The sequence below is a fragment of the Pseudomonas sp. KBS0710 genome (genome assembly GCF_005938045.2).
GTDB lineage: Bacteria > Pseudomonadota > Gammaproteobacteria > Pseudomonadales > Pseudomonadaceae > Aquipseudomonas.
This window is the reverse complement of record NZ_VCCF02000001.1, coordinates 2,243,023-2,257,576: the sequence shown is the minus strand read 5'-3', so window position 1 is coordinate 2,257,576 and position 14,554 is coordinate 2,243,023. Positions and strand designations below refer to the sequence as shown.

At 59.5% G+C, this 14,554-nt stretch carries 11 protein-coding genes; 9 read left to right on the top strand and 2 right to left on the bottom strand.

From position 1 onward, the window contains the following. Window positions 1-105: 105 nt before the first annotated feature. Both FFI16_RS10365 and FFI16_RS10360 read left to right on the top strand, forming a co-directional pair. Entirely contained in the window at window positions 106-1,173 is a 1,068-nt protein-coding gene (locus tag FFI16_RS10365) for a phosphotransferase family protein (protein ID WP_138815203.1), read from the top strand. Window positions 1,174-1,195: 22 nt separating this feature from the next. Continuing rightward, on the top strand, window positions 1,196-1,963 hold the full coding sequence (locus tag FFI16_RS10360; RefSeq protein ID WP_056860254.1) for an SDR family oxidoreductase: 768 nt from the start codon (window positions 1,196-1,198) through the stop codon (window positions 1,961-1,963). A gap of 49 nt (window positions 1,964-2,012) precedes the next feature. On the opposite strand, the gene FFI16_RS10355 is transcribed toward FFI16_RS10360, so the two are convergent. Beyond that, on the bottom strand, window positions 2,013-2,642 hold the full coding sequence (locus tag FFI16_RS10355) for a DNA-3-methyladenine glycosylase I (protein WP_138815202.1): 630 nt from the start codon (window positions 2,640-2,642) through the stop codon (window positions 2,013-2,015). A gap of 217 nt (window positions 2,643-2,859) precedes the next feature. Here FFI16_RS10355 and FFI16_RS10350 point away from each other — a divergent pair, with 217 nt between their 5' ends. The 5 genes from FFI16_RS10350 (at window position 2,860) to FFI16_RS10330 (ending at window position 7,523) form a co-directional block, all read left to right on the top strand. Next, window positions 2,860-4,185 carry a C4-dicarboxylate transporter DctA gene (locus tag FFI16_RS10350; RefSeq protein WP_178112732.1) on the top strand — a complete coding sequence of 442 codons (1,326 nt, stop codon included), beginning with the start codon at window positions 2,860-2,862 and terminating at the stop codon, window positions 4,183-4,185. Window positions 4,186-4,357: 172 nt separating this feature from the next. Beyond that, window positions 4,358-5,059 carry a FadR/GntR family transcriptional regulator gene (locus FFI16_RS10345; protein WP_138815200.1) on the top strand — a complete coding sequence of 234 codons (702 nt, stop codon included), beginning with the start codon at window positions 4,358-4,360 and terminating at the stop codon, window positions 5,057-5,059. Window positions 5,060-5,076: 17 nt separating this feature from the next. Then, window positions 5,077-5,763, top strand: a complete 687-nt coding sequence (locus FFI16_RS10340; RefSeq protein ID WP_138815199.1) for a GntR family transcriptional regulator — start codon at window positions 5,077-5,079, stop codon at window positions 5,761-5,763. Between the two features lie 150 nt (window positions 5,764-5,913). Beyond that, complete coding sequence (locus FFI16_RS10335) at window positions 5,914-6,903, top strand: tetratricopeptide repeat protein (protein WP_138815198.1); 990 nt, start codon at window positions 5,914-5,916, stop codon at window positions 6,901-6,903. 17 nt (window positions 6,904-6,920) lie between these two features. Then, window positions 6,921-7,523: a hypothetical protein gene (locus FFI16_RS10330; protein ID WP_138815197.1), complete on the top strand. Its 603-nt coding sequence runs from the start codon at window positions 6,921-6,923 to the stop codon at window positions 7,521-7,523. A gap of 190 nt (window positions 7,524-7,713) precedes the next feature. Here FFI16_RS10330 and FFI16_RS10325 read toward each other — a convergent pair whose 3' ends face one another. Then, on the bottom strand, window positions 7,714-12,582 hold the full coding sequence (locus FFI16_RS10325; protein WP_138815196.1) for an NAD-glutamate dehydrogenase: 4,869 nt from the start codon (window positions 12,580-12,582) through the stop codon (window positions 7,714-7,716). Window positions 12,583-13,062: 480 nt separating this feature from the next. Between FFI16_RS10325 and FFI16_RS10320 the strand changes: the two genes are divergently transcribed. Together FFI16_RS10320 and FFI16_RS10315 are read left to right on the top strand one after the other, a co-directional pair. Further along, the gene (locus FFI16_RS10320; RefSeq protein WP_138815195.1) at window positions 13,063-13,416 is read left to right on the top strand and encodes a hypothetical protein; all 354 of its coding nucleotides are present in this window, start codon (window positions 13,063-13,065) and stop codon (window positions 13,414-13,416) included. 174 nt (window positions 13,417-13,590) lie between these two features. Further along, window positions 13,591-14,550 carry a MoxR family ATPase gene (locus FFI16_RS10315; protein WP_003174327.1) on the top strand — a complete coding sequence of 320 codons (960 nt, stop codon included), beginning with the start codon at window positions 13,591-13,593 and terminating at the stop codon, window positions 14,548-14,550. Window positions 14,551-14,554: the final 4 nt, after the last annotated feature.

The following is a 14,554-nucleotide window of genomic DNA, read 5'->3' as shown; positions in this document are numbered from 1 at the left end:
CCAACACGCTAACCTATTAAGCCGCCCCGACCTTGTCGCTGGGCGGTGGTGCGCATTAGATTAGCCAATAGTCCAAGGCCTTTAGAATAAGCAGAAGGGATAAGCATGGCGCTTAACGACCAATCGACCCAGATTCGCCCCGGCGAAGAACTTGATGCCAGCCTCATCGATCCCTACCTCAAGGCGCATATTCCGGGCCTTGCCGGGCCGGTCAAAATCAGCCAGTTCCCCGGTGGCGCATCCAACCTGACTTACCTGCTGGAATACCCCGGCCAGGAATTCGTGCTGCGTCGCCCGCCATTCGGCCACAAAGCCAAGTCCGCCCACGACATGGGCCGCGAGTACCGCATTCTCAACCAGCTCAAGGACGGCTTCCCGTATTGCCCCAAAGCCTATGTGCACTGCCTTGATGAGTCGGTGATCGGCGCCGAGTTCTATGTGATGGAGCGCGTCAACGGCATCATCCTGCGCTCCGACCTGCCCGCCGAACTGGGCCTGGACGCGGCCAAGACCGAGGCGCTGTGCAAAAGCTTTATCGACAAGTTCGTCGAGCTGCACCAAGTCGATTACGCCGCCTGCGGCCTGGCCGACCTGGGCAAGCCCGAAGGTTATGTAGAACGCCAGATCCGCGGCTGGAGCGACCGCTACGAAAAAGCCCTGACACCCGACGCACCCAGCTGGGAAAAGGTGCGCGCCTGGCTCAACGACAAGATGCCGGCCGACCACCCGACTTCCAGCATCGTGCACAACGACTACCGCTTCGACAACGTGATCCTCGACCCGCACAACCCGATGCAGATCATCGGCGTACTGGACTGGGAACTCACCACCTTGGGCGACCCGCTGATGGACTTGGGCAATACCCTCGCCTACTGGATCGAAGCCGCAGACCCTGCGCCCGTGCAACTGATGCGCCGCCAGCCAAGTAACGCGCCGGGCATGCTGACTCGTCGCCAATTCGTCGACTATTACGCCGAGCGCTCCGGCATCCAGATCGATAATTTCGACTTCTACTACACCTACGGCCTGTTCCGCCTGGCCGGCATTGTGCAGCAGATCTACTACCGCTTTTTCCACGGCCAGACCCAGGACAAACGCTTTGCGCAGTTCATCCATATGAACAAGCTGCTGGAGCAAATGAGCCTGAATGTCATCGCTAAATCAGCCCTCTGACTACAAGAGCAAGGAACCCAGCATGTCCAAGACCCATCTGTTCGACCTTGACGGCAAGATCGCATTTGTTTCCGGCGCCAGCCGTGGCATTGGTGAAGCCATCGCCAAGCTGCTGGCCCAGCAAGGCGCGCATGTGATCGTCTCCAGCCGCAAACTCGAAGGCTGCCAGCACGTGGCCGACGCGATCATCGCCGCCGGCGGCAAAGCCACTGCCGTGGCTTGTCATATTGGCGAAATGGAGCAGATTACCCAGGTGTTCGCCGGCATCCGTGAGCAGTTCGGGCGCCTGGATATCCTGGTTAACAATGCCGCGACCAACCCACAGTTCTGCAACGTGCTGGACACCGACCTGGGCGCGTTCCAGAAGACCGTTGACGTGAACATTCGCGGCTACTTCTTCATGTCGGTGGAGGCCGGCAAGCTGATGCGCGACAACGGCGGCGGCAGCATCATCAACGTGGCCTCGATCAACGGCATCTCCCCGGGTGTATTCCAAGGCATCTACTCGGTGACCAAGGCCGCCGTGATCAACATGACCAAGGTGTTTGCCAAGGAGTGCGCCGCATTCGGCATCCGTTGCAACGCCCTGCTGCCGGGCCTGACCGACACCAAATTCGCCTCGGCGCTGGTCAAGAACGATTCGATCCTGAAGATGGCCCTGGCGCAGATCCCGCTCAAACGCGTGGCCGACCCGAGCGAAATGGCCGGTGCGGTACTGTTCCTGGCCAGTGACGCGTCCAGCTACACCACCGGTGTGTCACTGAATGTGGACGGTGGTTTCCTGTCCTGACCTGACGTTGCAGGCACTGCCAATCCCCGCGGGAGCGGCAGTCTTTGACTCAAGGGCGCTTGAATTGTTGGCGTAGAGCCTCTATGCGCGGTCGGCAAACGCAGCCTTCCAAATGATCATTGACCATGCCCATCGCCTGCATCAGCGCGTACATCGTGGTTGGGCCAACAAAGGTCCAGCCGCGCTTTTTCAAGGCTTTGGACAAACGCATCGACGCCGGTGATGTCGGGTTGCCGGTCCAATAAGCCATGTCTACCACTGCCGGGCGTTCCTCTGGCGTGGGTTCAAACGCCCACAACCAGCGCGCCAGTGAACCGGTTTCGTCCACCAGCTCACAGGCCCTGCGCGCGTTGTTGATGGCCGAGACGATCTTCGCGCGGTTGCGCACGATGCCTGGGTCGTTCATCAGCCGCTCGATATCGGCCTCGCCGTAGTGCGCAACGTGGCGAAAATCAAAGCCTTCGAACGCCGCCCGAAACTGCTCGCGCTTGCGCAAAATGGTGATCCACGCCATACCCGCCTGAAAACCTTCCAGGCAAATCTTCTCGTATAGCTGGATATCGTCTGCGACCGGCACGCCCCACTCGCTGTCGTGGTAACGCGGGTATTCGACGGCGGCAGTGCGCCAGGTGCAGTGCGTCTGCCCGGCTGCGTCGGTGGTCAGTCCCGGTTTATCCATGCATCACCTCGCCAATCAAGGCGCGGATGATAAGCGAAAAAATTTACCGCCCGCCAACCGCTCAAGCATCACCCTTGCCGACCAACTGGTCAGACCGGGACCTGTCAACAGTCGAATATTTACTTGTGATTTGAAAAAAACCCAGCGTAGACTGGCCGCGCACTGGACTTACCGGTAAGACCACAACAATTAAGCCCTGGAACCACCAGGGCACCGAATAGAGATCCCTCCCATGCTCAGATGGTGCTCGCGTTCGATTTTCCTGCAAGTCGTGATTGGCCTGATGTTAGGCGTTATCTGCGGCCTGGCCCTTCCCGAATTCTCCTCGCAACTCAAACCCCTGGGTGACGGCTTTATCAAGCTGATCAAAATGCTGATTGGCCTGATCGTATTTTGCGTGGTGGTCAGCGGTATTTCCGGTGCCGGCGACCTGAAGAAAGTCGGGCGCATCGGCTTGAAATCAGTGATCTACTTCGAAGTGCTGACCACCGTCGCCCTGGTGATCGGCCTGATCATGGCCTTCAGCACCGGTATCGGCCAAGGCGCCAATATTCACTTGGAGCAGCTGTCGTCCGCCGGCCTCAATGAGCTGGCCGACAAGGGCCAGCACATTCGCGGCACCAGCCAGTTCCTGATGGACCTGATCCCCAATTCGGTGATCGGCGCCTTTGCCGACAACAATGTGCTGCAAGTGCTGCTGTTTTCGGTGCTGTTCGGCAGCGCGCTCAACCTGGTCGGCGAAGCCGCTTCCGGCATCTCGCGGCTGATCAACGAGCTGAGCCATGTGATCTTTCGCATCATGGGCATGATCGTGCGCCTGGCGCCGATCGGCGTATTCGGCGCCATCGCCTTCACCACCAGCACCTACGGCCTGGATTCATTGCAACACCTGGGCAGCCTGGTGGGCTTGTTCTACCTGACCTGCTTTGCCTTTGTCGGGCTGGTGCTGGGGCTGGTGATGCGCTTGTCTGGCCTGCGCATGTTGCCGCTGCTCAAGTACTTGCGCGAAGAGTTGCTGATCGTGATGGGCACTGCCTCCTCCGACGCGGTGTTGCCGCAGATCATGCGTAAACTCGAGCACCTGGGCATTGGCAGCTCCACCGTCGGCCTGGTGATTCCGACCGGTTATTCGTTCAACCTCGATGGTTTCTCGATCTACCTGACCCTGGCCATTGTGTTTATCGCCAATGCCACCGGCACACCGCTGTCGATGACCGACTTGCTGACCATTCTGCTGGTGTCGTTGATCACCTCCAAAGGAGCCCACGGCATTCCGGGTTCGGCGCTGGTGATTCTGGCGGCCACACTGACCGCGATCCCGGCGATTCCAGTGGTGGGCCTGGTGCTGGTGCTGGCGGTGGACTGGTTCATGGGCATCGGCCGCGCGCTGACTAACCTGATCGGCAACTGCGTCGCCACCGTGGCCATCGCCCGTTGGGAAAAAGATATTGATATCGAGCGCGCCAACAAGGTGCTCGATGGCCAGCAAGGGTATGCCTTCCAGGCCAAGAAGCCGGTGCTGCCGGCGCATCAGGAGTTTTAATCCAGTCTATGAGCGACACAAATCAAATGTGGGAGCGGGCTTGCTCGCGAAAGCGGTGGGTCAGTTGATAAATTTGTCGACTGACACTGCGCATTCGCGAGCAAGCCCGCTCCCACATTTTGATCATCGCTCATTTGACCATCGTATTGGCAACATCCAAGGAGACGTAGACGTGATCAGCACTTCAACCGTCGTCAACTCAGTCGTAGAAAAACTTCGCGCCGCACTCAAGGGGGGCCAGTGGCGCCAGGGCGACATGCTCCCCGGCCAGCGTGAACTGGCCGAGCAGATGGGCATCAGCCGCCCGAGCCTGCGCGAAGCCGTGATCGTGCTGGAAACCCTCGGGCTGGTACGCTCAATGCCCGGCAAAGGCGTGGTCGTGCTGGAAACCAGCGTCAGCGAACCACAGTCCAGCGACGCGGTGGCCGACGCCAGCCTCGAAGATATCCTGCAACTGCGCTACACCCTCGAACCCTTCATTGTCGGCCTGGTGGCCCAGTCCATCAGCAGCAAGGAAGTCGGCCAATTGCGCCTGACCTTGATGGACATGCGCGAAGCCCTGGATGCCGGTGACGCCGAAGCGGGCATGAACGCTTATATCGGCTTTCATGAAGAGTTGTTCGCGCTGACTTCCAACCCGATCTTCCAGAACGTGGTGCAGCAGACCAGCAACGCCCTCAAGCAAAGCGCCCAGGTATTGCGCAATTCGCCTGAGCACATGGCCGAACGCCTGCAGGAAAACGACGCCGTGGTGCGCGCCATTCGCAACAAAAACAGCGCCCTGGCCAGCGCCGAAATGCGTCGGCACATCCTCCAGGAAGGCCTGCGCATGGGCATTCGTTTGAATATCCCGGACGACCATCTGGGCAGCTGATTTTTTGGAGACTGGCCATGAACGCCCACGCCCTGCAACGCAATGCCGTCCTCCCTGCCCTGCGCCTGGTTGGCGGTAAAAAACCTTCGGTGGATGACATCTACCCACGCCTGTTCGACGCCATCCTCGAACAACGCATCGCTCCGGCCAGCCGCTTTACCGAAGAGAGCCTGGGCGAAACCTTTGGTGTGAGCCGTAGCGTAATTCGCCGCGTGTTGGCTAAACTTTCTCATCAGCAAGTGATCATCCTGCGCCCCAACCAACGCGCCCAGGTGGCAGCACCGGATGCGCAGCAAACGCGGCAGATCCTCGAAGCACGGCGGCTCACGGAAATGACCGTGGTACAACTGGCCTGCGTGCACGCCACGCCGACGCAAGTTCGCCAGTTGCGCGAGCTGATCGCGCGGGAACGCGACTGCATCGAACGCGACCAGCGCGGCCCGGCGATTCGGTTATCGGGGGAGTTCCACCTGCAATTGGCAGCGATGGCACGCAACGCGCCGTTGGCGCAATTTCTCAACAGTTTGGTGCCATTGACTTCGCTGATCATCGCTCAATATGAAGCGAGAGCCTGCACGTACTGCGCATGGCAGGAGCATCTTGCAATTGTCGACGCAATCGAGCAACGCGACGTGAACAGTGCGACAAGCCTGATGACCCGGCATCTGGATCACCTTGAGAGCAAGCTCTTGAAACACCAGTGATCTCACCTGCATGAAGGTCATTCGGTGGAAGGGGCGGCGCCTTTCAGTGTTTGCCAAACCGTAGTGCAGTAAGTAATTAGCGCCCGGGCCCCAGGCGCTCTGCATAACCTGTATGTCGCACGAATTGAGTGCTTATTACAGGTATGAGTTATGTCCACCGAATCACAAGTACTGACACCTCTTTTCTCGTTGATCACACAACTGCAAGCTGAGGCCAGCACGCTCCCGACCCAATTGAACTCAACGCTTAATGAACTGACGAAAACGACCAAAGACACCGGGTTTGCGCTGTTCAGATTGGGCCGATACAAAAAAGCCAGATTTCACCTGACCATAGCAGGTGCCGCCGGAGACCTGGATTCGCAATACGCAATGGCCACCTGCCAATCGGTGCTGGACGGAGGAGCACGCCGCGTGACAACCGCCACCAGGCAATGGCTTTTGCTTGCTGCCGCGCAGAACCACATACCGGCGCTGATGCGGCTGGGTGACAACGAATCGCTGGCAAAAGCCAAGGAGTTGGCAACCAACGCCGCAAACGCCAATACCGTCCCTGCAATGATCTACCTGTACTTTATGACACTGGAAATCGAGTGGCTGAACCAAGCTGCCGCCACAAACGATCCCTGGGCGCTCTATGAGCTCGCCCAGGCGTACGAGCAGACACCGAAACTGTTAGCCGATACTCAGAATCGAGAGGCAGTGATCGCAGATCTGATCCAACGTTCTGCCGACGCAGGGCATCGCCCAGCCGTGTACAGACTCGCCTTCGCAGAAGACGGAACGGTGAGTACCGAACAGAAGCAGAAGCGGATCATTCAGTTGGCTGAGATGGGGCAATTGGATGGGCTGATTGAGTATGCCTACGCACTGGCAGGCTTATCCCGAGACAAGACCAAGACCCACCGCACGTATGGGCTTGAACGAAACCTGCCCAAAGCCTGCGCCTTGTTTAAGTTGGTGCTGCAGGAAACAGCAGGCGCGATGCAACTTCCCATTATTGAATCGGACTATTGGGCCTTGATGCATCACCTGCCAAACACTGTGGACTATGACGCTATCCTTACGGACCTTCAGGAGACCACGCCAAAGGTATTCAGTGTGCTTCAACCGATGATCCTCGTGGGCAGCCCTTTTTGATACCTTACAATCGACTTATGAAAACCTTTACCGTTGCACTGGTCACCGCCCTTTTCATCCCAGCACTCTGTGCGTCTGCACAGGCCAGTGACGACCTAATCATTACGCCTGCGAACCCCGCGTGGTTGCTTGAGCGGCCCGACCTCGACAGCCCGATGTTGACCACCGCACGGACTTTTGGTGACAGCGCTTATAACGATTTCCACACCAAGGCCAGCCTGGAAATCAGCTGTCATCCACGAAACCCTACGGCCGGGCTGGCACTGCAAATAGAGCCGCAATCGTTGGGCTTCGACATTGAGCCCTTTCATGGTCCAGACGCCAGTACCAGTGGGCCGTTGCGTATTGCCACAGGAACTCGCACGGCCATTGAGCTTGCGGTCAGCGGCGTTTGGGCTTACGCAGGGTCTTTCCAGATAGGGACGATCTTTGCGTTCAGCACCCAGGTGCCGCGCGATGAATTGGCTTACTGGGCCAGTGATGCCTCACGGGGCCAGACGCTGAAACTTTTGTTGGCGCCTGCCATGGCAGGCGGCCAGCCGCTGACGGCAACCTTTAGATTGCCGGCAAACAACAGTGGGTTGAAAAAAGTTATCCAGCCGTGTTTGGGTAGTCGTTGACGTTGGAAGATCAACTTGTGGGAGCGGGCTTGCTCGCGAAGGCGGTGTGTCAGTCACTATAAGTGTTGACTGATCCACCGCCTTCGCGAGCAAGCCCGCTCCCACAGTGGATGTGTGGTGTTTGGTGAAGGGGGTTCCAACAAAAAGCCCCCGCATCTCACGATGCGGGGGCTTTTGTTTTACAGCGGGATCAAGCCGGTTGCAGCACCGACTGACCGCTCAACGCCAGGTCGAGTAACTCACGGTTGGCGACCGCATACATGGCGTAGTCCGTGCCGACCGCAGCACGGATTTCGACCATCATTGCGCGCCAGCGATCGGCCATGTCCTGGTGCTGCTCAAGCCACAGGGCCACGCGGGCTTCCATGTCTTGTGGCGCATCGGCCATTTGCAGAACCGAGATGGTGATCGCCCGTTGCTGCCAGTCCACGTCGTCGCGGAACGCTTCGCGAGCCTGGGCCTGCCAGTTGTTGGCCACCGGCAGATCGCTGATCTGCTGCAGGTACCACGGCAAGTCCAGCGCGCTGCCGACGGCGAAGTAGGCCTTGGCCACTTCGGCGGCGTCATGCCCGGTCACGTCGGCGGCTTCGATGATCGGCAGCAAGGTGTACAGGTGGGTAGTGCCTGCAACCATGCGTGCCAACAACTCCGGTACGCCGGCTTCGGTGTAGGCCTGGTAGCGGTTCTGCCAGCCTTCGCGGGTCGGGCCTTCCAGCAGTTCGTCGAGCTTGAGGCCCAACGCAGCCAGGTGCGGACCGAAGTGCGCGGTGTCGCGGCCAGCGTCCTGCTCGTTGCGACGGCTGCGCAGGAACCAGCGCGTGGCACGACGGCCCAGGCGCATCAGTTCATCCATCAGCTCCAGTTGCACGTCAGCAGAAACCTGGTGGTCCAGGGCTTCGATCTGACGGAACCAGTGCGGGAGGTGGAAGATGTCACGCACGATCACGTAAGCACCGGCCACGTTCGCCGGGCTCATGCCGGTCGACTCTTTGAGTCGTTGAACGAAGGTGATGCCCATGTGGTTGACCAGGTCGTTGGCGATCTGGGTGCTGACGATCTCGCGCTTGAGACGGTGACGGCGCATGGCTTCGCCGAACTTGGCCACCAGGCTCGGTGGGAACGCGGTCTCCATGTCACGGGTCAGGTAGTCGTCATCCGGCACCAGCGACTTGAGCAGGGCTTCCTTGAGGTCGATCTTGCTGTAAGAGATCAACACCGACAGCTCAGGACGGGTCAGGCCCTTACCGGTGGAAGCGCGCTCGACAAGCTGCTCTTCGGTCGGCAGGTACTCGATGGCACGGTCCAGCTTGCCACGGCCTTCGAGGTCGCTCATCAGGCGCTTGTACTCAGCGGCGCGCTCGTAAGCTTTACGGGCGGCCAGGGACAGGGCCTGGGTCTGCTTGTAGTTGTTGCCCAACACCAGGTTGCCGACTTCGTCGGTCATGCTCGCCAGCAACTGGTTGCGCTGCTTGTCGGTCATGTCACCGGCCTGCACCACTTCGTTGAGCAGGATCTTGATGTTCACTTCGTGGTCGGAGCAGTCCACACCACCGGCGTTGTCGATGAAGTCGGTGTTGGAACCGCCGCCATTGAGGCCGAATTCCACACGCCCCAGCTGGGTCATGCCGAGGTTACCGCCCTCGCCCACTACCTTGCAGCGCAACTCATTGCCGTTGACGCGCAGCGCGTCGTTGGCCTTGTCGCCTACATCGGCGTGGCTTTCGGTGCTGGCCTTGACGTAAGTCCCGATACCGCCGTTCCACAACAGGTCCACCGGCGCCTTGAGCAAAGCGTTGAGCAGTTCGGTCGGGGTCAGCTTGTCGGCCGAGATGTCGAAGCGCGCTTTCATCTGGGGCGAGATGGCGATGCTTTTGGCACTGCGCGAGAAGATCCCGCCGCCTTCAGACATGATGCTGGTGTCGTAATCGGTCCAGGCCGAACGCGGCAGCTCGAACATGCGCTGACGCTCGACGAAGCTGGTTGCCGGGTTCGGGTTCGGGTCGATAAAGATGTGCAGGTGGTTGAAGGCCGCGACCAGTTGCAGCTTGTCGGACATCAGCAAGCCGTTACCGAACACGTCACCGGCCATATCGCCGACGCCCACCACGGTGATGCTGTCTTCCTGCACGTTGATGCCGCGCTCACGGAAGTGACGCTGCACGCCCACCCACGCGCCCTTGGCGGTGATGCCCATTTTCTTGTGGTCGTAACCGGCCGAACCACCGGAAGCGAACGCATCGCCCAGCCAGAAGCCATAATCGATGGCAATGCCGTTGGCGATGTCGGAGAAGGTCGCAGTGCCCTTGTCCGCCGCGACGACCAGGTACGGGTCATCGTCGTCATGCCGCACGACGTTGACCGGTGGCACCAGGGCACCGTCCTTGAGGTTGTCGGTAATGTCCAACAGGCCCGAAATGAAGATGCGGTAGCAGGCGATGCCCTCGGCCGCGATCTCGTCACGGGTGCCGCCCAATGGCAAGCGACGTGGCAGGAAGCCACCTTTGGCGCCCACCGGCACGATCACCGAGTTCTTCACCTGCTGGGCTTTTACCAGGCCGAGCACTTCGGTACGGAAGTCTTCTTCACGGTCGGACCAGCGCAGGCCGCCACGTGCCACGTTGCCAAAGCGCAGGTGTACGCCTTCAACGCGCGGCGAGTACACGAAGATTTCAAACTTCGGCACCGGCTTGGGCAGCTCAGGAATCGCACGCGGGTCGAACTTGAAGCTGAAGTACGACTTGTTCTGGCCGTTGGCGTCGGTCTGGTAGAAGTTGGTCCGCAGGGTGGCCTTGATCAAGTCCAGGTAGCGACGCAGGATGCGGTCTTCGTTGAGCACCTGAACATCGTCCAGGGCCGTGAGAATCGCTTGTTCCAGGCGTTGCTGCTTGTCTTCCAGGTCGTCGGCGGTGAGCTTGCGCGCCAGGTAGAAGCGGGTCTTGAACAACCGGGTCAACTCGCGAGCGATGTCGGTGTGGTTGTTCAGGGTGCTGGCGATGTAACCCAGGTCGAAGCCCAGGCGGATCTGCTTGAGGTAACGGGCGTAAGCACGCAGCAGCGCCACGTCGCGCCAAGGCAGGCCGGCGGTAAGTACCAGGCGGTTGAACGCATCGTTTTCGGCATCGCCATGCACGATGTGCACGAACGCGTCCTGCAGGGTGTCGTTGAGCTGCTGGATGTCCAGGTTCACGCCTTCGGCGGCAATGAACGCAAAATCATGGATCCAGAACTCACGGCCATTGGCGTGACGCAGGCGGTACGGGAATTCGCCCAGCACGCGCAGGCCGAGGTTTTCCAGGATCGGCAACACGTCGGACAGCGCCAGCGGCGTGTCGGCGTGGTAGAGCTTGCAGTGCAGCTCACGCTGGCCGGAGACCTGGCCCAGCGGCTGATAGAAACTCATCACCAGCGGGTTGGCTTCGGTCAGGCTGTTGAGGTGCTGCATGTCGACCACGGCCGAATGCGCGGCAAAACGCTCGCGGTAACCTGCCGGGAAGCCTTTCGGGAAGTCTGCCAGCACGTTGGTGCCCTGGGCTTCGCCGAAGCTTTCGACCACCAGGCTGGCGTAGTCGTCCTGCCAGCTGCGGCAGGCCTGCACCACTTCTTTTTCCAGTTGAACCGGGTCGATGTCCAGGCGGTTCTTCGGATCCACCCGCAGAATCAGCTGCACACGGGCCAGTACGGACTCGGAGAAGAAGGTCCAGAACTCGCAGTCCGAAGCTTTCAGGCGATCCATCAGCACTTGCTGGATCTTCTGACGCACTTCGGTGGAATAGATATCGCGCGGCACATAGGCCAGGCAGTAGCAGAAACGACCGTACGGGTCTTTGCGCAGGAACACGCGGATTTTGTTGCGCTCCTGGATCTGCACGATCGACATCACGGTATTGAACAGTTCGTCGACCGGGGTCTGGAACAGGTCATCACGCGGCAACACTTCAACCACCTGGGCCAGCTCTTTGCCCAAGTGCGCCTTGGCCTGGAAGCCCGAGCGGTGCTCGATTTCCGCGACTTTACGGCGGATGTAAGGGATAACCCGCACGCTTTCGCCGTACACCGACGAGGTGTACAGGCCCATGAAGCGGTGCTCCTTGATGACCTTGCCGTCGGCGCTGATCTCACGGATCGACACATAGTCCGGGTACGCCGGGCGGTGTACGCGGCTTGGGTGCGCGGCCTTGGCGAACGACAGCACGGTCGGTTCACGCAGGTAGGCCACGGCATAGTCTTCGATGCGCGTGTCTTCGGCGGTGAGGCCGGCACGCAGCAATTTGGTCAGACCGAGGAAGGAGCCAGTGTCATATTCGATATGACCGCCGTCCGCCTCGTCACGTACCACGAACTCTTCATAGCCGAGGAAGGTGAAGTGGTTGCCCACCAGCCATTCCAGGAAGCTCTTGATCTCGGCTTTTTCCTCGCCGTCGATGCTGAACTGGCTCGCGTCGATACCGGCCAGCAGGTCCTGGACCTTGGCTTTCATCGGTTCGAAGTCGGCCACGGCCACACGCACTTCGCCCAGCACTTGCTCAAGCTCTTTGCTCAGCACGTTGAGTTCGGCGGCATTCGCGCAACGGTCGATTTCCAGGTACATCAGCGATTCTTGCTGAATGCCTTCGCCCTGGGTGCCTTTTGGCAGGATTTCCAGCAACTCGCCTTTTTTGCCGCGACGCACGCTGAGCACGGTGGTTTGCAGGGTGTGGATGCTGTAGCCACGGCGGTTCAGCTCGGTGCGTACCGAGTCGACCAGAAATGGCAGGTCATGGTGCAGCACTTCGACCGCAGTGTGGGTCGATTGCCAGCCATGACGTTCGTAATCGGGGTTGTAGACCCGCACTTGCGGTTGGGTGTGGTCAAAGCGCTCAAGCAGGCGCCAGGCAGACAGGGTGCAACCGGCCAGGTCGGAAAGGCGACGCTGGGTCAGTTCGTCCAGGGAAATAATGCCGAAGAATTGTTCAGCGAACAGCGCCACTTGTGGCAGTGCCTGTTCACTGATGTGCTGCGCCAGTGCCGCTTGCAGTTGATGCTGGAAGTCGGACTTGCTGGCTGCGGTGAAGAACGCCATCTGTGGTACTCCGCTTGGGCTTGTTATTGATGGAAGCGTCGCGTGTTATCCCCTTGCGGGGAGACCGTCAGCTCTGTTCGTCGGTAACCATATAACGAATCGAGGTGACAGGTGGGTGAAGCTGGACAAGACAATGAGGTCACATACAACTTCCATAAGATGTACTCCACGCCAGGCGACGGTACGACGGGCAGGTCAGGCTCCCGGCACAGGCACATCCGTTGCGCAGCTTAACGAGTGTAGGAAGACAGCTGCTTGCGGCGCTGCGACATATTCGGTCATCGGTACGCAGGCTTGGGGTTGCGACTTGGGCAACCCGGATTTTTTCGAGGAAAAATAGGCTATTTTCAACCTGTCGAGTATCAAAAATGACTGGTATCGCCCGTCAGGTCATGCACTGGGTCTGACACAGAATGCAGCACAAAATTCGCCGCAATGGCACAATTGCCTCGCTGCGCCCTCCCCCAGACAGGATTTCCCATGCTGCAAATGAACACTGATGCGTTGATGGCCACGCCGTGCGATGACGAAGAAGACCACATGGCCATGCTGTGCTGCCACGGCAAAAATGGCGAAATGTTCATGCTCAGCCGTTACCCGGACGAAGATGAGGTTGAGCTGACCTGGGACTATGAGCCGTCGACCCTGGAGGGGCTGAAAGTCACCTTGGGTGATACCACCCTGGTGATTGAACTGGCAGCAGGCGATGCCGATGCACTGGGTGGCAAAGACTGTTTGGAGATCACTCACACCACCGCTGTGTCGGATATGGCTGAAGTGGAAGAAACCTTACAGAACATCCTCAAGGGCACCGGCACCTTTACCCGGGTTTAAACGACGTCAAAGATCAAATGTGGAATTTGTGCTTTCCACACAAAAATCCTACAAGTTTTGCTAAAAATACCCGCCGCGCCGTTAGTCGCTACACCCCGCGATGCATTAAAGTAGACGCCCCAGGCCCGGCGGTTTTTTCGACGTTGGGGCTCATCTCTCCAGGAACCGTCATCGATGGAACATCGTGAAGCGCTGCTTGCGCTGCGAACCTTTCTTTCTACGCAGATTCTCGGCCAGGAAAAACTCATCGATCGCCTGCTGATCGCCCTGCTCGCCGACGGCCATATGCTCGTCGAAGGCGCACCGGGCCTGGCCAAGACCAAGGCCATCAAAGAGCTGGCCGAAGGCATTGAAGCGCAGTTCCATCGTATCCAGTTCACCCCCGACCTGCTGCCCGCCGACATCACCGGCACCGAGATCTATCGCCCGGAAACCGGCAGCTTCGTGTTCCAGCAAGGCCCCATCTTCCACAACCTGGTGCTGGCGGACGAAATCAACCGCGCCCCGGCCAAGGTGCAATCGGCGTTGCTCGAGGCCATGGCTGAGCGCCAGGTCAGTGTGGGCCGCAGCACTTACGACCTGTCGCCGCTGTTTTTGGTGATGGCCACGCAAAACCCCATCGAGCAGGAAGGCACTTACCCGCTGCCCGAGGCCCAGCTCGATCGTTTCCTGATGCACGTCAAAATCGGCTTCCCGGACGCGGCCGTCGAACGCCGCATCCTGCAACAAGCCCGTGGTGAAGCGCTCAATGGCGAAACCAAGCCCGAGCGGCGTGTGAGCCAACAGGCCATCTTTGCGGCGCGCAAGGAAATCCTTGGCCTTTACATGGCCGATGCGGTGGAGGAATACCTGGTGCAACTGGTCATGGCCACACGCACCCCGGCCAAGTTCGACCCGGAAATGGCCGAGTGGATCGCCTATGGCGCCAGCCCACGCGGTTCCATCGCCCTCGACCGCTGCGCCCGCGCCCATGCCTGGCTGGCCGGGCGTGATTTTGTGAGCCCGGAAGATATCCAGGCGGTGCTGTTCGACGTACTGCGCCACCGCATCATCCTGTCGTTCGAGGCCGAAGCGGCCGGCATTGACCAGGACCGTGTGGTGCAACGCATTCTCGACGTCGTTGCCGTCGCTTGAACCC